Source organism: Aeromonas sp. ASNIH8 (assembly GCF_002919855.1).
Lineage (GTDB): Bacteria > Pseudomonadota > Gammaproteobacteria > Enterobacterales > Aeromonadaceae > Aeromonas > Aeromonas caviae.
Genome location: NZ_PQLN01000005.1, coordinates 36,423 through 56,490 on the forward strand (window position 1 = coordinate 36,423; position 20,068 = coordinate 56,490).

General features: G+C 65.6%; 20 protein-coding genes. 8 read left to right on the forward strand and 12 right to left on the reverse strand.

Annotated features, from left to right (window positions below):
* The 3 genes from C3418_RS24640 to C3418_RS02635 form a co-directional block, all read right to left on the reverse strand.
* Positions 1 to 702 (reverse strand): GGDEF domain-containing protein, encoded by a 702-nt coding sequence (locus C3418_RS24640; protein WP_233759712.1) that lies wholly within the window; start codon positions 700 to 702, stop codon positions 1 to 3.
* A 27-nt stretch (positions 703 to 729) separates the two neighbouring features.
* On the reverse strand, positions 730 to 1,272 hold the full coding sequence (locus tag C3418_RS24645) for a hypothetical protein (RefSeq protein ID WP_258039753.1): 543 nt from the start codon (positions 1,270 to 1,272) through the stop codon (positions 730 to 732).
* 283 nt (positions 1,273 to 1,555) lie between these two features.
* Positions 1,556 to 3,232, reverse strand: coding sequence for a sigma-54-dependent Fis family transcriptional regulator (locus tag C3418_RS02635; protein WP_103857891.1), 1,677 nt, complete (start codon positions 3,230 to 3,232; stop codon positions 1,556 to 1,558).
* 288 nt (positions 3,233 to 3,520) lie between these two features.
* Here C3418_RS02635 and C3418_RS02640 point away from each other — a divergent pair, with 288 nt between their 5' ends.
* Complete coding sequence (locus tag C3418_RS02640) at positions 3,521 to 5,038, forward strand: aldehyde dehydrogenase family protein (protein ID WP_041213364.1); 1,518 nt, start codon at positions 3,521 to 3,523, stop codon at positions 5,036 to 5,038.
* Positions 5,039 to 5,089: 51 nt separating this feature from the next.
* Here C3418_RS02640 and C3418_RS02645 read toward each other — a convergent pair whose 3' ends face one another.
* Positions 5,090 to 5,884 carry a helix-turn-helix transcriptional regulator gene (locus C3418_RS02645; RefSeq protein WP_103244450.1) on the reverse strand — a complete coding sequence of 265 codons (795 nt, stop codon included), beginning with the start codon at positions 5,882 to 5,884 and terminating at the stop codon, positions 5,090 to 5,092.
* 96 nt (positions 5,885 to 5,980) lie between these two features.
* Between C3418_RS02645 and C3418_RS02650 the strand changes: the two genes are divergently transcribed.
* On the forward strand, positions 5,981 to 6,868 hold the full coding sequence (locus tag C3418_RS02650; RefSeq protein ID WP_103857892.1) for a DMT family transporter: 888 nt from the start codon (positions 5,981 to 5,983) through the stop codon (positions 6,866 to 6,868).
* Between the two features lie 95 nt (positions 6,869 to 6,963).
* Here C3418_RS02650 and C3418_RS02655 read toward each other — a convergent pair whose 3' ends face one another.
* On the reverse strand, positions 6,964 to 7,368 hold the full coding sequence (locus C3418_RS02655) for a carboxymuconolactone decarboxylase family protein (RefSeq protein WP_010673464.1): 405 nt from the start codon (positions 7,366 to 7,368) through the stop codon (positions 6,964 to 6,966).
* The gene (locus C3418_RS02660; protein WP_103857893.1) at positions 7,365 to 8,348 is read right to left on the reverse strand and encodes an aldo/keto reductase; all 984 of its coding nucleotides are present in this window, start codon (positions 8,346 to 8,348) and stop codon (positions 7,365 to 7,367) included. Before C3418_RS02660 ends, C3418_RS02655 begins: the two co-directional genes overlap by 4 nt.
* Before the next feature lie 99 nt (positions 8,349 to 8,447).
* Here C3418_RS02660 and C3418_RS02665 point away from each other — a divergent pair, with 99 nt between their 5' ends.
* On the forward strand, positions 8,448 to 9,356 hold the full coding sequence (locus tag C3418_RS02665) for a LysR family transcriptional regulator (RefSeq protein ID WP_103857894.1): 909 nt from the start codon (positions 8,448 to 8,450) through the stop codon (positions 9,354 to 9,356).
* A 105-nt stretch (positions 9,357 to 9,461) separates the two neighbouring features.
* Here the strand turns inward: C3418_RS02665 and C3418_RS02670 are convergent, their stop codons facing one another.
* A complete protein-coding gene (locus C3418_RS02670) occupies positions 9,462 to 10,154 on the reverse strand; it encodes a response regulator (RefSeq protein WP_039039279.1) in 693 nt (230 codons plus the stop codon).
* Between the two features lie 3 nt (positions 10,155 to 10,157).
* Complete coding sequence (locus C3418_RS02675; RefSeq protein WP_103857895.1) at positions 10,158 to 11,723, reverse strand: sensor histidine kinase; 1,566 nt, start codon at positions 11,721 to 11,723, stop codon at positions 10,158 to 10,160.
* 258 nt (positions 11,724 to 11,981) lie between these two features.
* On the opposite strand from C3418_RS02675, the gene slyA reads away from it, so the two are divergent.
* The 4 genes from slyA (at position 11,982) to C3418_RS02695 (ending at position 15,094) form a co-directional block, all read left to right on the forward strand.
* On the forward strand, positions 11,982 to 12,455 hold the full coding sequence (slyA, locus tag C3418_RS02680; RefSeq protein WP_103857896.1) for a transcriptional regulator SlyA: 474 nt from the start codon (positions 11,982 to 11,984) through the stop codon (positions 12,453 to 12,455).
* A gap of 1 nt (position 12,456) precedes the next feature.
* The gene (locus C3418_RS02685; RefSeq protein ID WP_103857897.1) at positions 12,457 to 13,512 is read left to right on the forward strand and encodes an HlyD family secretion protein; all 1,056 of its coding nucleotides are present in this window, start codon (positions 12,457 to 12,459) and stop codon (positions 13,510 to 13,512) included.
* A 10-nt stretch (positions 13,513 to 13,522) separates the two neighbouring features.
* Entirely contained in the window at positions 13,523 to 14,551 is a 1,029-nt protein-coding gene (locus tag C3418_RS02690) for a DUF2955 domain-containing protein (protein ID WP_010673457.1), read from the forward strand.
* A gap of 183 nt (positions 14,552 to 14,734) precedes the next feature.
* On the forward strand, positions 14,735 to 15,094 hold the full coding sequence (locus C3418_RS02695; RefSeq protein WP_010673456.1) for an MliC family protein: 360 nt from the start codon (positions 14,735 to 14,737) through the stop codon (positions 15,092 to 15,094).
* Between the two features lie 58 nt (positions 15,095 to 15,152).
* Here C3418_RS02695 and C3418_RS02700 read toward each other — a convergent pair whose 3' ends face one another.
* The 4 genes from C3418_RS02700 to nrdD all read right to left on the reverse strand — a co-directional run bounded on the left by C3418_RS02700 (position 15,153) and on the right by nrdD (position 18,647).
* Entirely contained in the window at positions 15,153 to 15,545 is a 393-nt protein-coding gene (locus tag C3418_RS02700; RefSeq protein WP_103857898.1) for an energy transducer TonB, read from the reverse strand.
* Between the two features lie 133 nt (positions 15,546 to 15,678).
* Positions 15,679 to 15,849 carry a YqaE/Pmp3 family membrane protein gene (locus C3418_RS02705; RefSeq protein WP_010673454.1) on the reverse strand — a complete coding sequence of 57 codons (171 nt, stop codon included), beginning with the start codon at positions 15,847 to 15,849 and terminating at the stop codon, positions 15,679 to 15,681.
* Positions 15,850 to 15,906: 57 nt separating this feature from the next.
* Positions 15,907 to 16,416 (reverse strand): anaerobic ribonucleoside-triphosphate reductase-activating protein, encoded by a 510-nt coding sequence (gene nrdG / locus C3418_RS02710; RefSeq protein WP_010673453.1) that lies wholly within the window; start codon positions 16,414 to 16,416, stop codon positions 15,907 to 15,909.
* A 113-nt stretch (positions 16,417 to 16,529) separates the two neighbouring features.
* The gene (gene nrdD / locus C3418_RS02715) at positions 16,530 to 18,647 is read right to left on the reverse strand and encodes an anaerobic ribonucleoside-triphosphate reductase (RefSeq protein WP_103857899.1); all 2,118 of its coding nucleotides are present in this window, start codon (positions 18,645 to 18,647) and stop codon (positions 16,530 to 16,532) included.
* A 439-nt stretch (positions 18,648 to 19,086) separates the two neighbouring features.
* Between nrdD and C3418_RS02720 the strand changes: the two genes are divergently transcribed.
* Entirely contained in the window at positions 19,087 to 20,055 is a 969-nt protein-coding gene (locus C3418_RS02720; RefSeq protein WP_103857900.1) for an ABC transporter substrate-binding protein, read from the forward strand.
* Positions 20,056 to 20,068: the final 13 nt, after the last annotated feature.

A 20,068-nucleotide genomic window follows, 5' to 3' on the forward strand; every position in this document is an offset into this window, starting at 1 on the left:
TCAGTCGGGCGCCACCTCCACCCGGTTGCGACCATTCTGCTTGGCCTGATAGAGCGCCTCGTCGGCCCGCTTGAGCGCCTGCTCCAGGCTATCCTTGCGCCGCTCGGCCACCCCGAAGGAGGCGGTGATCCCGAGCCCCAGCGGCCAGTGCCTGTACCCCTCCAGTGCCCCTCTCAGCCGCTCCGCCAGGGCGGCAGCCCGTCCCTCGTCGTAATGGAGGCATACCAGCACGAACTCCTCCCCACCCCAGCGCACCAGTCGGCACAGGCTGTCACAATGGCGCAGCAGCTCGCTCACCATGTGCTTGAGCACCTCGTCCCCCACCGGGTGGCCGTGACCGTCGTTGACCCCCTTGAAGTGATCGATGTCGATATAGATGAAGGAGAGCGGCATCTCGCCGAGCTCCCCGAGCAGCTTTTCGCCACCGAGCCGGTTGAGGGCCCCGGTCAGGGGATCGTAGCGGGCCTCCTCCTCGGTGCGCCGGTTCTGCTCGCACAGGCTCGCACTCAGGGCTTCAGCCGCGAGGCGCGCCTCCCTGGCCTTGCGCAGCCGATCCCCGAACATCAGGTTCTGGACCAGGAAGAGCAGCACGCCGTAGACAAGCCACCCCAGCAGCAGATAGCGATAGAAGTCCCCCGGCTTGCACCAGCGGCCATAGAACTCCAGCCGCTCGAGCCGCAACCGGTACTCCCCCGGCAGCATCTTGTCATCGGAGGCGATCTCGATGGCCTAAACATGGTGCAGATCCGGCCCCTGCTGGACCAGCGGAATATCGTACTGCTGCACCCACCAGGAGCTGGGGGCAAAGACATTCAGGGGGACATCCTGCTCACGACCAAAATCCCTGGCGGTGAAGAGCACTTCGTTGAACTTGTGGGAACTCTCGTCTTCCCGCGTCGAGTAGACGGGATCGTAGTTGCGCAGATAAAGGCGCCAGGCCTGTCCCCCCTGCCCTTCTACATCCAGCCTCACCCGCACCCCGGTGAAGCCGGAGAGATCCAGCCCCCGCTCGGGGTCGGTCAGGGTCAGAACCAGCTCGCAGAAAGGATAGGCATATTGGCTTCGCAGGGTGCACTGGATGGCGGGTCTGTCGCCCCCCTGACTCAGGGTGGCGACGGAGGAGCCCTTGTGGGCCCTGTCATCCTGGGCACGCACGGACAAACCGGCCTGGCTCAGGATGTCGAGCCGCCGCTCGGGTCCGAATTCGAATAACACCATGGCCAGCAGGCACCAGAACAACAGCGTCGTCATGCGGGAATAGGAAGGGATCATCGGTATCACACCTGAAAAAGGGCTTTTACCCTACACCTTGAAGCGCCGGACCGCGCTGATCCAGATCCAAGGTTATTACACGCGCCGCACCGGGCGCAGACGAGTGCCGACTAGCCGGCACGGGCCCCATGGGGCGCAAGCGGCATCGGCCAGCAGCCGGGAGAGAGGCGGGGAGCCTCGTCGGTCGTAAGATGGATCATTGAGCACTCCCTGCGATGGAAACACAACGAAAAAACGTCCTTGCCACCGCAGTCTACACAGGCGCTGGACGGCGCGACACCCTTCACCCCTCCTCCCGCAGCGCCCGATAGAGGGTGGTGCGACTGATGCCAAGACGGCGCGCCGCCTCGCTTACGTTGCCGCCGCACTCTGCCAGGGTCTGCTGCACCCGCTGCCGGCTCTGCTCGCGCAGGGTATTCCCTCCCAAAGGTGAGCTCGCTCCCCCCGCCACGGCGGGCAGATGCAGATGGGCAGGTTCAATCCAGCCCTGCCCCTCTGCCAGTACACAGGCCACCTCCAGCGCCTGTTTGAGCTGGCGCACGTTGCCGGGCAGTGGGTGAGCCAGCAACCGCTGCTCCGCCTCCCGGCTCAGTTGTAGCGCCGGGTCCATCTGGGCGAGCAGGTTCAGGATCAGCCCCTGACGCTCGGGCACCGACCAGGCCCGCAGGGGTGCCAGTTGCTGGCGCCAGCCGCAGATGCGGTAGTAGAGATCTTCGCGAAAGGTGCCGGCCGCCACCATGGCCGCCAGATCCCGATGGCTGGCGCTGACCAGCCAGAAATCCACCGCCTCGGGTCTGTGGCTGCCTACCGGGGTGACGACGCGCTCCTGCAACACCCGCAGCAGCCGGGTCTGGGCCTGGAGCGGCAGCTCGCCAATTTCATCCAGCATCAGGATGCCGCCGTGGGCGGCGCGCAGATAGCCCTGGCTGCCCTGGCTGCGGGCACCGCTGAAGGCCCCCCCCACGTAGCCAAACAGCTCGGCCTCCACCAGCTCCGCCGGCAGGGCGCCGCAGTTGACGCACACCAGAGGCCGCGCCCGACGGCTCGATCTGGCGTGCAGGGTGCGCACCAGGTGCTCCTTGCCGCTGCCGGTCTCCCCCTCGATGAGCAATGAGATGCCCCGCTCCAGCATCTTGAGCGGCACCTGCTGCGCCTGCGATCCCCCCTCCTCAACCGCGCTCGGCAGGGGAAGCCTGGCGGCGCGCTCCCCCGCCTCCGGCACCAGCCGCAGGCCGCGGCGCTCGCGCAGCAACTGCTGACCGTCGAAGGGGTGCTGGCCGAGCCAGAGCCGACCGGCCCGGTTGGCCCCGAGCAGCTCGCCCCCCTCCCCCAGCAGCAGGCGGGCAGACCAGAGACTCTGGGGATCGAGATCCACCAGCCAGCCCGGCTGGCGGGCCAGCAGGGCGTTTTCCAGGGTCATGGCCAGGAGGCGCACGGTGCCCAGCATGTCGCCCCCGTGGTGGGCCGCATCGGTGGAGATGTCGAGCACGCCGAGCAGTTGCCCGTCCGGCCCGAGCAGGGGGCAGGCGCTGCAACTGAGAAAGCTGTGCTGGGCGAAGAAGTGCTGCGCCCCCAGCACCTGCACCTCGCTCTGCTCGGCCAGCGCGGTGCCGATGGCGTTGGTGCCCTTGCTCGCCTCCCCCCAGCGGGCGCCGCTGCGCAAAAAAATGCGCTCGGCATGGCGGGCAAACCGGTCGTCTCCGTTCACCGCGAGGATGGCCCCCTCGCCGTCACACAACAGCAGACGACAGGGTCTGCCTGCCAGCAACTGGCCAAAGAGCGGCAGCACGAAGCGCTGGAAGCAGGCGATGAGCGTCCTGTGCTGCTCCTGGCGAGCCGACAGCTCCCCCTGGGGCAGCAAGTCCAGCTCGGCGCTCTGCTGGCGGCTCAGCCCCTGATGCAGGCAGCGCTCCCAGGAGCGCTGGATTGGGCTGGCACCGGATTGAGGCAACTCGCTCATCACACCTCCTTCTACACACTCGCGAATAGGGCCGCCTTGGGGGAGCGCCTTCATCACGTCTCCTGTTCACAAACGGCACAGTGTCACACCCGATGTTCAGAAACGGCACAGTTCGGGGACCGCCCTAGGGGGCACTGGTTAACCAAGATACCCCTTGGCACCCCGTTTGATAACGTTTTTGCAACCTTTTTGTGTAGAGCGCCGCCCGCTGGCACGCCCCTTGCGATGACAGGAAGCAACCGGACTGCCCGCCAGGCCGGTCAGGACCACACACATAAGGATGATGAGATGATTTATACCGCTCCCGGTCAGGCAGGTGCCCTGGTCAGCTTCAAATCCCGTTATGACAACTTCATCGGTGGCGACTGGGTGGCGCCGCGCGCCGGCCGCTATTTCGAGAACATCTCGCCGGTGGATGGCCGGGTGTTCTGCGAGGTGGCCCGCTCCGACGCCGCCGACATCGAGCTCGCCCTGGACGCGGCCCACAAGGCGTTCGCCAGCTGGAGCAAGACCAGCGTCACCGAGCGCAGCAACCTGCTGCTGCGCATCGCCGATCGCATCGAACAGAACATTGAGCGGCTCGCCGTCGCCGAGACCTGGGAGAACGGCAAGGCGGTGCGCGAGACCCTGGCCGCCGACCTGCCCCTGGTGGTGGATCACTTCCGCTACTTCGCCGGCTGCATCCGCGCCCAGGAGGGCTCCGCCGCCGAGCTGGACCAGAACACCGTCAGCTACCACTTCAAGGAGCCCATCGGCGTGGTCGGCCAGATCATCCCGTGGAACTTCCCCCTGCTGATGGCCGCCTGGAAGCTGGCCCCGGTACTGGCGGCCGGCTGCTGCAGCGTGCTCAAGCCCGCCGAGCAGACCCCGGTCACCATCATGCTGATGATGGATCTCATCAAGGACATCCTGCCCCCCGGCGTGGTCAACGTAGTCAACGGCTTCGGCGCCGAGGCGGGCCAGGCGCTCGCCACCAGCAACCGGATCCAGAAGCTGGCGTTTACCGGCTCCACCGAGGTGGGCGCCCATATCCTGCGCTGCGCCGCCGACAAGCTGATCCCTTCCACCGTGGAGCTCGGTGGCAAGTCCCCCAACATCTACTTCGCCGACGTGATGCAGCACGAGAGCAGCTACATCGACAAGGCGGTGGAAGGGATGCTGATGACCTTCTTCAACCAGGGAGAGGTATGTACCTGCCCCTCCCGCGCCCTGGTGCAGGCCAGCATCTATGACGACTTCATGGACCGGGTGCTGGCCCGCGCCCGCACCATAGTGCAGGGCAACCCCCTCGACACCACGACCCAGGTGGGGGCCCAGGCGTCCCGCGAGCAGTTCGACAAGATCCTGAGCTACATGGAGATCGGCCGCGGCGAAGGGGCCAAGATGCTGCTGGGCGGCGGCCCGGCCAAGGTGAGCGGGCTGGAGGGGGGCTTCTACATCCAGCCCACCATCTTCTCGGGCCTGAACAAGATGCGGGTGTTCCAGGAGGAGATCTTCGGGCCGGCGCTCGGGGTCACCACCTTCAAGGACGAGGCGGATGCCCTGGCCATTGCCAACGACACCCAGTACGGGCTCGGGGCGGGCCTGTGGACGCGGGACAGCAACCTGGCCTGGCGCATGGGGCGCGGCATCCAGGCCGGCCGGGTCTGGGTCAACTGCTACCACGCCTACCCGGCCCACGCGGCCTTTGGCGGCTACAAGAAGTCGGGGATCGGTCGAGAGACCCACAAGATGATGCTGGACCACTACCAGAACACCAAGAACCTGCTGGTGAGCCACGACATCAACCCCCTCGGCTTCTTCTAAGCCCATCCCATGATCCACAAGGGCGCCTGCGGGCGCCCTTTTTCATGCGGTTCAGGCCACGGGTTGGCCCAGTTGCTGGCGATAGCGCTGGGGGGCGCAGCCCTGTTCGCGCTGGAACATGGCGATGAAAGCCGAGGTGGAAGCGTAACCGAGGCGCCAGGCGATCTCCTGCACCGGCATCTCGCCCCGCAGCCAGTCCAGCGCCTTCACCAGCCGCAGCCGGGTGCGCCACTGGCCGAGGCTCATGCCAAGCTCCTTCTGGCAGCGCCGCGCCAGGGTGCGCTCCGTGGTGTGCAGCGCCCTGGCCCACTCCACCAGCGTGCGGTTGTCCTCCGGCGCCGCCTGCAATGCCGCCAGCAAGGGGGCCAGCAGGCGATCCCGGCTCTGGGGCAGGTAGCTCGGCTGGCAACGGGTGCGGGCCAGCTTCTCGATGAAGAGTTCACCTTGACGGGCATCCCACTCATCCTCCATGTGCCCGACCCGGCGCTGGGTGAAGTCCTCCAGCAGGGCCCGCAGCAAGGGGGTGAGCGCCAGCAGCTGGGGTTCCCGTGGCAGGCGCGGGGCCAGGGCGTGGCTCACGTAGATGGAGGTGTAATCCAGGGTCTGCTCGTTGAAGGCGGTGTGGGGAAGGTCCGCCGGCACCCAGATGAGGTAGTCCGGGGGCGCCACCAGCCGCTCTCCCCCCACCTCCACCACCATGACCCCCAGGCTGATGAGGCTGAGCTGACCCCAGGGGTGGGCGTGCTCGGCGCAGGCGTTGCCCCCCTGGATCTGGCTGTAGCGAAAGTAGAGGGGGTCGGGGTCGGCCAGCAGGCGATCCTGCTCGGCAAGGGTGAGGGTGCCCATGCAGATTGTCCCAAAGCGGTTATGACATGTCTTATTTACGCTACTTACCTCGTTCAAGACAAGGCTAGACTCTCCCCATCGTACCAAGGAGTGCCTATGCCTTTTCTCTTCCCCCTGCTCGCCATCCTGATCTGGGCCGCCAATACCGTGGTCTCCAAGGCCGCCGCCGGCGTGCTGGATCCCGCCGCCATCTCCTTCTATCGCTGGGTGATCGCCGCCCTCGCGCTCTCCCCCTTCTGCCTGCCGCAGCTCTGGCGCCGCCGGGCCGACATCCGCCCCTGGCTCGGCAAGCTGCTGGTGCTCTCCCTGCTCGGCATGGTGCTCTACCAGTGCCTCGCCTACTACGCCGCCCACAGCACCTCGGCCACCAACATGGGGGTCATCGGCTCCCTGCTGCCCCTGCTCACCCTGCTCATCGGGGCCTGCTGCTTTGGCCAGAAGCCGGGCAAGCAGGCGCTGCTCGGCATGAGCCTCTCCCTGTTCGGGGTGCTCTGGCTGCTGGGTCAGGGCAACCCCCTGGCACTGCTGCACAGCGGCATCAACCCCGGCGACGGCATGATGCTGCTGGGGGCGGCCAGCTATGCCCTCTATGGCCTGCTGATCCGCCGCTGGCAACTGCCGTTCGGCCCCTGGCTCAACCTCTACCTGCAGATCCTGCTGGCGGTGCTGCTGCTCATCCCGGTGACCCTCTCTGCCGACTCCCTGGCCATTCCCGCCCAGGGCTGGAGCATGGTGCTGTTCGCCGGCCTCGCCTCCTCCATCTTCGCCGCCTACTGCTGGATGCGCGGCCTCGCCACCCTGGGGGCGGAGCGCACTTCGGTCTTCATGAACCTGATGCCCCTGTGCACGGCCCTCATCGCCGTCATCACCCTGGGGGAGCCCATTCACGGCTATCACCTGCTGGGGGACGGCCTCATCCTGACCGGGGTCATGCTCTCCCAGCTCAAGCCGAGGGTACGCCGTCCTCTGCCGGAAGGTGCTTGAGCCGGCCAGCACCATGAAAGAAGGGAGCCTCGGCTCCCTTCTTGCTGCCCTCGTCAGGGCACACCTGACCTTTTCGTCAGGGTGGCGTCTCCTCCTTAATCCCTGCCCCCCCGCCCCTTGTCATGGGCGGCGAAGGCGCTGCGGGCCGCACTGATGCCATTCATGCAGGCGGGCACTCCGGCATAGACGGCGACCTGGAGCAGGATCTCGATGATGGTCTCCCGGCTGACCCCCACATTGAGGGCGGCCCGGATATGGAACTCGAGCTGTCCGGGCGCCGTGCCCATTCCCATCAGGGTCGCCACCGTGAGCATCTCGCGGGTGCAGAGATCGATGCCGGGACGGGCGAGCACATCGGCAAAGGCAAACCCCAGCACCAGCTCGGCAAGCTCGGGTGACAGGGCATCCAGGCTGGCGGCGACCCGCGTGGGCGCCAGGGGATCGAGCCGGGCCAGCAGCGCGAACGCCCGTTCACGGCGATCCGTGTGCGAGCCGCTCATGCGTTCACCCCCTTCATCCCCTCGGCGGTATAGCGCTCCCCCGCCACCGGCAGGGTCCGGATGGCCTGTCCCAGGGCCCCGAGCTCCGCTGGGGAGAGGCGCACCGAGAGGGCGCCGAGGTTATCCTCAAGGTGGGTCAGGCGCCGGGTGCCGGGGATGGGCACTATCCCCTCCCACTGCGCCAGCAGCCAGGCCAGGGCTATCTGCGCCGCCGAGCATCCCTTCTGCTGCGCCAGGGCCATGACCGCCTGCACCAGGGTGCGGTTGGTGGCGAGGTTGTCCTCCTGAAACCGCGGCAGACCGGCCCGAAAATCCCCCTCCTCGAACACCGCCTCCTGCTGGTAGCGCCCGGTCAGAAACCCGCGCCCCAGGGGGGAGTAGGCCACCAGACCAATCCCCAACTCCCGGCAGGCGGGCAGCACCGCCGCCTCCACCTCCCGCGTCCAGAGGGAGTATTCGGTCTGCACCGCCGCCACCGGGTGCACGGCATGGGCGCGCCTCAGGGTGGCCTCGCTCACCTCGCACAGACCGATGCGGGCTATCTTGCCCTCCTGCACCAGCTGCGCCAGCCCGGCCATGGTCTCCTCGACGGGATGGGCCGGATCGAGGCGGTGCACATAGTAGAGATCGATCTGCTCGATGCCGAGGCGGCGCAGGGAGCCCTCGCAGCTCTGGCGCGCATAGCGGGCGCTGTTGTCGAGAGTACGCCTGTACTCCCCGTGCTGGCGCACGATGCCAAACTTGGTGGCGACCTTCACCTGCCCCCGCCGGGTCGCGAGAAAACGCCCGATCAGCGCCTCGTTGTGGTGGGGGCCGTACATGTCGGCGGTGTCGAGCAGGTCGATGCCCCGCTCCACCGCCTCCGCCAGCACTCGCAAGGACATCTCATCGTCCCGCGGCCCGTAGAATTCGCTCATCCCCATGCAGCCCAGCCCCAGGGCAGAGACCTGCAGGTTGGCTCCCAGTGTTCGTCGTTGCATCGCATTTTCTCCCTGACAAGTTGCAGGGGAGTATGGCCTTCCGAAAATGAATGAGATATAGAGATAACTGGCAACCTATTTTCCGATTATGGAAACACTATGCACGATCCCCTGCTCTGGGACGACGCCCGCGTCTTCCTGGCCATCGCCCGCAGCGGCACCCTGAGCGGTGCCGCCCACGCCCTTCGCATGGGGGTGGCCACCGTCTCCCGGCGCCTGGACCGGCTGGAGTCGGCCCTCGGCCTGCCCCTGTTCAGCCGCCACCAGCAGGGCTATCGCCTGACCGACGACGGGGAGGCCCTGCTTGAGCGAGCCGAAGCGCTGGAACATGCGGGGCTGGCCTTTGGCGAGGCGGGACAGTTGCAGGGACAGGTGGCCGGCACAGTGCGCCTCGCCACCGCCGAAAACCTGGCCAATCCCCTCATCATCCCCTCCCTGCCGACGCTCTTTGCCCAGCACCCCGAGCTGAGGGTGGAGCTGGTCACCGGGGTGCAGACGGTGAACCTGCACCGGCGCGATGCCGATCTCGCGGTGCGCATGGTCAAGCCCGATGCCGGCCACCTCACCCTGCTGCGTCTGGGCACCCTGGGCTTTGGCCTCTACGGGACCGGCGCCTACCTGGATACCCGCAGCCCCGGGGTGGATGCCGCCAGCTTCGATCAGGATGACTTCATCGGCTGGAACGAAACCCAGAGCCACCTGCCCGCCGCCAGATGGATGACCCGCATGCTGCGCGGCCGCCCCTGCCGGGTGGAGACCGGCACCCTGGCGGCCCAGCTCGCCGCCGCCAAAGCCGGCCTCGGGCTCGCGGTGCTGCCCCACTACCTGGCCCGCCAGACGGATCTGGTCTGCCTGCTGCCGGAGCTCGGGGTGGATCAGCCCATCTGGCTGGTGCTCCACAGCGATCTCGCCCACTCCCGGCGGGTGCGGGCCGTGGCGGATCACCTCATCGCCCTGTTCGAGCGCGCCCGTACCGCCCTGCACCCCTTCTCGGGCGACCCCAGATAGAGGGGCCGGCTCGCATCGGGGCAAAACAAAAGGGAGCTCAAAGGCTCCCTTTTATCTGCGCAGTATGGTGTGCGCGGCCTCTTCGGCGTTGTGCCCGCGGCGGGGTCACGACTCCCGGCGCCAGTGGTAGCGCCGCTCCGGGCGGCCACGCTGGCCGTAGTTGAGCTCCACGTCCAGCCGATCTTCTGACTCCAGAAACTCCAGGTAGCGGCGGGCCGTGGTGCGACTCAGGGAGAGGCGCAGGGCCACGGTGTCGGTGGAGAAGGTGTTGTCCGGCTCCCCCGCCAGCAGATCCAGCACCTGGCGCAGGGTGATGGCGTCGATCCCCTTGGGGGTTTCCCGCGCCTCCCGCCCCTGGTTGCGCGCCTTGCCCATCAGGCGGTCCAGGTCGCTCTGGGCCAGCTCCCCCGGCTCGCACAGGCGGCGATGCAGGACCAGGATCTCCTCCAGGCTCTGCTGGATGCGAAACAGCCGCAGCGGCTTGATGACGTAGTCCTGGACTCCCAGGTTGAGGGCCTGCTGTATGGTCTCCACGTCGCAGGAGGCGGTCACCATCATCACCATCACCTCCCGGTTGTGGCTGCGCAGCCGGCTCACCCACTCCAGGCCCGAGCCATCGGGCAGGGAGATGTCGACCATCAGCAAGCGGGGCTCGCTCCCTGCCATCAGGCGATCCGCCTCGGCCAGGGTGCCGGCCCGCCCCATCAGGGAGAACCCGGCCGTGGAGGAGACCAGCTCCCCCAACATGGCGCCTATCCGCTCGTCATCCTCGATAATCAGCGTGAAGATTGGCTTCATGACTTACACCAATTGGTTTTTATTCAAATAGATACCGAACAGGGTCGTCTGCTCGGCGGTGCGGCGCCATTCTATCACGCCCCCCCGCCTGGCCACCGTCTTCTTGACCAGGAAGAGGCCGACCCCGTGATCCCCGGTCTGGCGGCTGACACCGTAGTCGAACAGGTGATCCGCCAGCGCCTCGTCCACCCCCTCGCCACTGTCCTCCACCTCGATCACCAGCCGCCGCCCCAGATCATCGAGGGAGAGCAGCACCCTGGGCGCGGCGTGCTCGCGGTTCCCCCAGGCGGCGCGAATGCCGTTGTCCAGCAGGTTGCCGATGCAGGTGATGAGATCCGCCGACACCTCGGCCGGATACTCCCCGAGGGCCGACCCCGCATCCAGCACCAGCTCTACCCCCAGCTCCCGCGCCCGGCTGAACTTGCCGAGGATGAGCCCGGCCACCGGCTTGTTCTCGATGACCCGCAGCAGATCCTGCAACATGTTCTGGCAGGCTTCGTTCTCCTGCTGGATGAGGTCTACCGCCTGATCCACGTGGCCGAGCTGGAGCAGACCGGAGAGGCTGCTGAGCTTGTTGGCGAATTCATGGGTCTGGATGCGCAGCATCTCGCCGTACTGGCGCAGGTGGGTCACCTGCATGCCCAGGCTGCCGGTGCCGTCTGGCCGGCTGAAGATGAGCATGCGCCCCGGCTCGCGACCGCTGAGCTCCTGCCAGTGGCCGACGAAGTCATCCCCCTGCACGGTGAACCTGACCGCTCCCCCTTGCTGCAACGTGGGCACGAGGCCGGGGGCCAGCTCCGCCAGGGAGCGGCCCAGCAGGGCGTGGCGCCCGGTGCCGGACAGTCGCAACTGATAGAAGGCGGCGCTGTTGAGCATGGTGATCCTGTGCTGGTTGTCCAGGGCCACTATCCCCTCCGAGATCCCCTCCAGCACCAGATCCTGCTGGGCGAAGCGATTGGCAATGGTCTCCGGTTCCAGATCCAGCAGGGTGCGGCGCAGCAGGTGCTGCACCCAGAGCGCCAGCAGCAGGCCGCACCCCAGCACCGCTGCGATGGCGCCGACCAGCAGGGCGATCCGCTCCTGATAGGTGCCCTCCACGGTGCGCATCAGATAACCCACCGCCACCGCGCCGATGGCCTGGCCATCGGGCCCCACCACGGGAGCGAAGCAGCGGATGGCGGGGCCCAGGGTGCCCACGTCCCGGGAGCAGTAGCTCTCGCGCGACTGGAGCGCAGGCCAGATGTCCTCCCCCCGGAAGGTCTGGCCCACCAGCTCGGGGGAGGGGTGGCTCAGGCGCCTGGCATGTTCGTCGGTCACCACCATGTAGGCGGCGTCGGTGCGGCTGCAGATCCCCTGCACATAATCCCGCAGCCCGGGATCGCTCCCCTTCTCCATGGCCCGGACCACCCGGCTGTCCGCCGCCAGCACCCGGGCCAGATCGCTCCCCTTCTCCTTCAGGTTGTTCTCCAGCAGGTGGCGCATGAAGAGGGCGAGCAGACAGCCCAGGATCAGGATCAGCAGCAGTGACAAGCCAAGCGAGAGGGTGACTAGCTGGTGGCGCAGTTTCATCGTTCAACCTTGCAGCGGACGGGAAAGCCCAGGGTGAGGGTGTCCCCCGGCCGGGTCAATGGCCAGCCTGGCGCACCTCAAAGGTGGCCACTCTAACGCCTCCTCCGGCCGTTGTCGGTTAGCTGGCCCGCAAAGCCATATAAAAACTTAAACACCACGGCCCGGGCAAAAAACCTGAACGTGAGCTGTATCACACTATTTACTTAGCCTGCGAAATAAATATAATGCTTCGCAAGCTAAGTAATTGAGGTGCCCGTCATGAAAAAGGATCTGGATATGTTGCGAGAACTCTCCCTCGCCGAGCAGCTGGGGCGATTGCACCGGCTCTGGCGCACCGTGGCCGATCTCGAGCTGGCACCTCTGGGGCTCACCCATCCCCGCTGGACCGCCCTGTGGAAACTCAGCCGCCTCGGCGGCCACCTCAGCCAGAAGACCCTGGCCGAGGCCCTGGAGATAGAGCTCCCCTCCCTGATGCGGACCCTGGGTCAGCTCGAGGAGCAGGGGCTGATCGAGCGCCATTGTTGCAGCCAGGACAAGCGGGCCCGCATCGTCACCCTGACCCCGACGGGCAAGGCGCTGCTCGATCAGATCGAGGGCCGCATCATCGCCGTGCGCCGGGAACTGCTCACCGGCATCAGCCAGCAGGAGCTGGCCCAGTTTGAAGACATTGTGCACCGCATCTCCGCCAACGCCCTCGGCAAGATAGCCGCACAGCATGAAGAGAGAGAATAAGATGACACCGGATCAACAATTCAAGCGCTGGATAAAGTGGGCAATCGTCTGCTTCGTCCTGGTGTTTGGCTACTTTCTGCTGGCCGACATCAAGATGCCCCTGACCCCCCAGGCCATGGCCACCCGGGTCGTCACCCGGATGGCCCCCCAGGTCAGCGGCAAGGTGGTCGAAGTCGCCGTCGCCAACAACCAGCACGTCAAGCAGGGGGATCTGCTGTTCGCCCTCGACCCGGAACCCTTCCAGCTCGCCGTGGATCAGGCCAGGCTCGCCCTGGATCAGGCCAGGCAGCAGAACCGCCAGCTGGACGCGACCCTGACCGCCTATGAGGCGGAGTACAGCTCGCTGCGCACCCAGGCCGACCAGAAACAGCGGGAAGCGGCGCGCATCGACGCCCTCTACCGCCGTCACATGGTCTCTGAACAACAGAAAGATGACGCCGACAGCGCCGCCCGCACCGCCCGTGCCAACCTGCTCGGCAGCCAGGCCCGGGTAGAGCAGGCCCGCGTTAACCGCGGCTTGCCAGGGGAAGACAACCTGCTGCTGCGCCAGGCCCGCAACCGCCTCGCCCAGGCCGAGCTCAACCTCGCCTACAGCCGGGTTCATGCGAGCCAGGACGGCATCATCACCAATTTGCAGCTCAAGCCTGGCAGCGTGGCCAATGCGGGCTCCCCCCTGCTGGCCCTGGTCTCCGAGCAGGTGGACGTGATCGCCGATTTTCGCGAGAAGAGCCTGCGCCATGTCAGCGCCGGCAGTCAGGCCCTCGTCGCCTTCGACGGCGAGCCCGGTCGTCTCTATCCGGCCCGCGTCGCCAGCCTGGATGCCGGGGTCAGCGCCGGCCAGTTTGACGCAAACGGCCAGCTTGCGAACCCTGTCGAGTCCGATCGCTGGGTGCGGGATGCCCAGCGCCTGCGCCTGCACCTGACCCTGGAGCAACTGCCCACTCACCTGCCGGCCGGGGCCCGCGCCACGGTGCAGCTGCTGCCGGACAACACCCTGACCGGGCTGCTGGCCCGCGGCCAGATCCGTCTGCTCAGCCTGCTGCACTACATCTATTGAGATGACGACCATGAACCTGTGGCACAGACCCCTCACCCCCAACGAACTGCGCCAGTGTCTGCGCATCGCCTTTGGCTGTACCCTGGGGTTTGTGCTGTGCAAGATCTTCGGCTGGAGCAACGGGGTCTTCTTCACCGTCACCCCGGTGCTGCTGCTCGGCCTGGTGCCGGTGATGAACGGTCACGCCGCCCGCCAGCTCATCGCCTCCGCCGCCATGTGCGGTCTGGAAGTGGGGCTGCTCGGCGGCCTGTTCGGCGGCCACCCGGGGCTCATGACCCCCCTGGTCTTTTTGCTCTTCCTCTACCGTTTCGCCGCCATGTCCCGGGGCAGCCTGTTCCTGTTCGGTGCCAACGGGGTACTCAGCCTCAGCATCATGCTGCACTTTGCCAGCTACCCCGGGATTGATCTGAACGACCTCATCTTCAGCAACCTCTGGGCCAGCGTCCTGTCGGTGCTCATCGCCTATCTGATGACGGCCCTCATTCCGGACGTGGAGGAGCGCCCCAGGCCGGCCCCCTCCCCCAAGGCGCCGCACCGGATGCGCCACGAAGCCCTGCTGGGGGCATCCATCGCGACCCTCTCGTTCCTGGTGTTCCAGATCTTCGATCTGCGCGACTCCATGTCCGCCCAGGCCACCACCCTGCTGCTGCTCTTCCCCATGCACTGGAACGGCGCCCTGGACTATGCCCGCAAGCGGGCCATGGGCACCCTGCTGGGGGTGAGTTTCGGCATCCTGGGGCAACTGGTGCTCTATGACTGGTCCGGCTTGCTGCTGCTGGTGACCCCGGTGCTCTGGCTCGGTGCCATGCTGTTCAGCTATGCCCATGTAAAGGAGGCGAGCGGCTCCGGAGTCGGCTTCGGTGCCCTCACCACCCTCGGCATCCTGTTCGGCCAGTACCTGACCCCGGGCAACGACCTGGTCTTCAGCGCCCTCTATCGGGTGAGCAGCATCCTCTTTGCCATCGTGGTCACCCTGCTCGCCTGCTACCTCATCCACCGGCTGCTCAATCGCTTCGAGGCGACACGGTTCGGCCACTGACCCTTTTCTGCAGCCATTGGATGGCTCCCTTTCGCCCCGCTTGCCTGCCGGGGCGTTTTTTTGCCTGCCCCACGGACCAGAGGGAGACGGACGCATCCCGACGCAGGGCTCCTGCCACGAGGTTGCAGTTGTGCCTCATCCTGTTAGGCTCAAGGCCATATGACACCGTTGTGAGGATCAAACATGAAACACGCCAAGCTCTTTCTACTGGGGGCGGGCGCCATCACCCTGCTCGGCGGCTGCGATCTGGGCAGCGGCAAGCTGGGAGTGACCGGCGGCGATCCCGTCACCTATCTGTGTGAACAGAACCAGAAAGTGCAGGTTCGCTACTTCTCCCTCTCGGACGAGAGCCTGAACTTCGTCAAGCTCTCCCTCCCCGATGGCAAGGATTACACCCTGCCCCAGGCGGTTTCCGCCTCCGGCGCCCGCTATACCGACGATCACGAGGTGGTCTGGTGGAACAAGGGCAAGGAGGGGTTCGTCGAGATGCGCGATGACGCCGGGGAGTGGCAGAGCCGCTACAACGACTGCAAGGAGCAGTGATCCGCGCCGTCATGGCACACAGCCCACACGAAACACCCCGGCCTGGCCGGGGTGTTTGTCATTTCACTTCCACTTCGAATCGGGCCACAACCCGAGCCGGAATGGCTTGCAGATTCTGATCCGATGGCCGGTAGCGCAGCTGCGCCAGCCCGGAGATGGCGATGAGATCCAGCACGCCGGGAGGCTGGGACTCCAGTACCTCTGGGCTGAACAGCGTGCCATTGGAATCGATGAGGTAGCGAAGGGTCACATACCCCTTGACCGGCCTCTTCGCCGGCAGCCCCCCGACCGGGTTAAAACTGATGGCATCCCCCACCAGCACCCAGTATTCGGGCAGCGTTTCCCAGGTGACATCCACCGGAGGCTGATTCAGCTTGGCGGTGGGGCTGGCACAGCCCCCGAGCAGGGCCAGGGCGGCCCACAGAAACAACCCTTTCACACGCACTGACATTCCCTCTTCGTTGTATCGCTCGATTCCATGAGCGACGCGCCAGTGTCAGGCAAAGGGGCTCATCCGGGAAGCCCCCATCTGGCAGGCAAAAAAAAGCCAACCCCGGAGGGCTGGCCTTGTGATCTCTCACGGCTCAGGCGCGCTTGTCGCTTACCACCAGCCAGAGGGCATGGACCATGCCGGGCAGACCGCCCAGCAGGGTCAGCACTATGTTGATGAGGAAATGGAGGCTGAAGCCCACCTGGATAAAGGCGCAGACCGGGGGGAGAAAGATGGCCAGCAGGATCTTGAGCAGATTGTTCATCGGGATTCCTCGTGTAAACAGCGCTTGGGGTTGGCCTAACCATAAACACCCAAGGCCTCAACTGCAAACCAGACAGGGGATCCGCTCTCCTCCTTTCCGCCAGGCGTTGAGGTCGTGAACCATCTGGTTGCTGCTGCCGCGCCAGAGCAGACCGGGATCCGCCAGGGCCTTCTCGAACCTGCCATCCACCAGCACGTCCAGCAAGGCCACCAGCTCCCGCTGGGCCGGGCTGAGATCGGCCAGCAGATAGCCGGTCCAGCACCAGATGTCCTTGCCGGGGCACTCGGCCCGCACCCGCTTCACCAGCGCCAGCACATGCGGCACGTTGGCGGGGTGGAGCGGATCGCCGCCGGAGAGCGACAGTCCGCGCCGCTTGATGCGGCTGTCGTTGAGATCGTGAATGATGCGATCGCTCATCGCCTCATCGAACGGCTTGCCCCCATCGAGCCGCCAGGTGCTCTGGTTGTAGCAACCGGGGCACTGGTGCTCGCAACCCGACACGAACAAGGTGGCGCGGGTGCCTGGGCCGTTGATCACATCGACCGGGTAGTACTGGTGGTAGTGCATTCGAGTTCTCTGGGTTAACGGCCAACCCCCTCCCAACCTCCCCCTTCGAAAGGGAGAGGAGCTTCTTTGCCCCCTTCCCTGCCAAGGGGAGGGCTGGGGTGGGGTCTGCTCGCTTACATATGCTTGACCCGGCGTTTGACCTCTTCCTGCTTGCCCGCGTTGAAGGGGCGCGCATCCGGGCTGCCGAGATAGCCGCACACCCGGCGGGTCACCGACACCTTGGCCGGGTCGTGGTTGCCGCAGCGCGGGCAGGTGAAGCCCTTGGAGGTGCACTCGAACTCGCCGGTGAAGCCGCAGTCGTAGCACTCGTCGATGGGGGTGTTGGTGCCGTAGTAGGGCACCTTGTCATAGCTGTAGTCCCAGACGTTCTCCAACGCCTCCAGGTTGTGCTGGATGTTGGGGTACTCGCCGTAGCAGATGAAGCCGCCGCTGGCGATGGGCGGATAGGGCGCCTCGAAGTCCAGCTTGTCGTAGGGGTTCACCTGCTTCTCCACGTCCAGGTGGAAGCTGTTGGTGTAGTAGCCCTTGTCGGTCACCCCGGCCACCACGCCAAACTCCTTGGCGTCGATGCGGCAGAAACGGGTGCAGAGGTTCTCGCTCGGGGTGGAATAGAGGCTGAAGCCGTAGCCGGTCTCCTCCTTCCACTCGTCGGTGGCCGCCTTGAGCCGCGCGATGATGGCGATGGCCTTCTGGCGCAGGGTCTCGCTGTCGAACAGGTGGACGTCTGTGCCATAGAGGGCGTTGATGGTCTCGTGTACCCCGATGTAACCCAGCGAAATGGAGGCGCGGCCATGTTTGAAGATCTCGCAGATGTTGTCATCGGCCTTGAGGCGCACCCCGCAGGCCCCCTCCATGTAGAGGATGGGGGCGACCCGGGCCTTGACCCCGTCGAGGCGCTTGATGCGGTACATGAGCGCTGTCTTGGCCACCCGCAGGGCGGCGTCCAGCTTGTCCCAGAAGTCCGCTTCATCGCGGGATTTCAGGGCAATGCGCGGCAGGTTGAGGCTCACGACCCCCAAGTTGTTGCGCCCCTCGTGGACCAGCTCGCCATTCTCCTCGTAGGCACCGAGGAAGGAACGGCACCCCATGGGGGTCTTGAAGGAGCCTGTGACCTTGACCACCTGGTCGTGGTTGAGGATGTCCGGGTACATCCGCTTGGAGGCGCATTCCAGCGCCAGCTGCTTGATGTCGTAGTTGGGATCCCCCTGCTTGTGGTTGAGGCCATCCTTGATGGCGAACACCAGTTTCGGGAAGACGGCGGTCTTCCTGTTCTTGCCAAGGCCGGCGATGCGGTTGCCTAGGATGGCGCGCTGGATGAGGCGCGATTCCCAGCTGTCCCCCAGGCCAAAGCCGAAGGTGACGAACGGCGTCTGACCGTTGGCGGTGTGCAGGGTATTGACCTCGTATTCGAGTGACTGGAAGGCGTCGTGGCACTCCTTCTCGGTGCGGGCCATGGCATAGGCATCCACGTCCCTGATCCCCCACTCCTCGGCCACCTCCCGGTGCTTGTGCCAGCTGATGGTCACATAGGGTGCCAGCACTTCGTCGATACGGTTGATGGTGGTGCCGCCATAGATATGGCTCGCCACCTGGGCGATGATCTGGGCGGTCACCGCAGTGGCGGTGCTGATGGATTTGGGAGTGTCTATCTCCGCGTTGCCCATCTTGAAGCCGTGGGTCAGCATCCCCTGCAGATCGATCAGCATGCAGTTGAACATGGGGAAGAAGGGGGAGTAGTCGAGATCGTGGAAGTGCAGGTCGCCGCTCTCGTGGGCCTGCACCACGTCACGGGGCAGCATGTGACTGATGGCGTAATGCTTGGCGACGATGCCCGCCAGCAGGTCACGCTGGGTCGGGATCACCTTGGAGTCCTTGTTGGCGTTCTCGTTGAGCAGAGCCGCGTTAGTCTGCTCCACCAGGCCGCGGATCTCCTGGGCCAGGCGACCCCGGGCCTCGCGAGCCTGATCACGGTCGTGACGGTATTCGATGTAGGCACGGGCGATGGCCTTGTCGTCGGAGGCCATCAGGTGGTTCTCGACCCGGTTCTGGATCTCGTGGATGTCTACCTCCCCTCGCCCCTCCAGCTCCTGGCTGACAGCGGCGGCAATGCGCTCTGCCAGCGCCGGACTGGCCTGATTGACCGCTGCCGCCGCTCGGCTGACCGCATCGCGGATCAGTTGGCCATTGAATGGTGCACGACATCCATCGCGTTTGATCACTACCGGTTTCATCGATTTTCCCCGTATTGAAAGACCTGGTGGCCACCCTCGGCTCACCCTCGTTGAGTCCCCTTCTCCACGCCCGTCCCCGGCGCAAACAAGGTCAGCCAAGGCTTGAAACACCTGGGCTGACACTGAGAGGGTGACCACTTATGCACAGCTTTATGACACTATATATGGGTGTTTTTTTTATGCTTACCCCTATATGTGGGGTCTATTAGGCACCAAAGCGGTACCCTGTTTCTTGATCCAGAACAGGTTTTGGAAGGAGTGGGGCAGTTCACGACCAGCGCCAAAAGACGCTCTTTTTGCTCACCCCAGACGGGATGCGGGCTCCCGCCCGGCAAGGGATAAAAAGAGAGGGGCACGCCTTCCGACAACAATTGACCGAAGCGCCAGAGAGCGGGAGAGCACATACTGGGGAACAGTCTGTCCCTTGCGGAAAACACACGTGACCAAGGTCTTGCTCCTGCTCTCCCTCTTCTCCCTCCCGCTGCTGGCCGCCGAGATCCTGGTGATCAGCAGCTATCACCAGAGCAACCAGTGGGATCAGAGCTACAGTGCCGGCCTCGAGCAGCACCTCGAGCAGGCGCATCACCTCGGCTATCTCTATCTGGACACCAAGCGCCGGCCCGGCCAGACCCGTGACGAACTGCTCGCCAAGGGAATGGCCGCCTACCGGACCCACCAGCCGGCGCTGGTGATCCTGGGGGATGACAACGCCATCAACGCCCTCGACCGACCCATCGCCGCCCGGGGAACGCCCGTGGTGTTTCTCGGGATGAACGAGAATCCGCGCCCCAAGGGGCTGGTCGGCCACCCCCTGATCACCGGCGTACTGGAACGCCCCCTGCTCAAGCGCAGCATCAGCGAGATGAGTCAGTTGATGGGAGGACTGGAGCGCGCCCTGGTGCTGTTTGACGAAAGCGAGGTGTCCCGCACCGCCGTCGCCCACGAGTTTAAGGGGCGAGGCGAGCTGACGATCGGCCAGACCCGGGTCAGCAGCCGCCAGTTCACCGACTACGGACGCTGGCAGGAGGCAGTGCTCGCCAGCCGGGAAAATGGCTATCAGACGCTCTTCCTCGGCCTCTACCACACTCTCACCGACGCTCAGGGCCAGCATGTAAGCGAGCAACAGGTGCTGGCATGGACCAGCGCCAACAGCCCGGTGCCACTGTTCTGCTTCTGGGCCTTTGCGGTGGGCAGGGGAGCCGCCATCGGCGGCCTGGTGCTCGACGGACACAGTCAGGGAGAGAGAGCCGCCGAACTGGCCAATGCCATCCTCTCGGGCACGGCGCCCGGCGCCCTCTCCCCCCGCGCCGCATCCCGCGGGGAATACCTGTTCAGCAAGAGCGAACTGGCACGCTGGCACCTGACGGCTCCCGATGCCTGGCAGGACAAGGTGAGCTACGTCGAGTGAGCCCACCAACGAC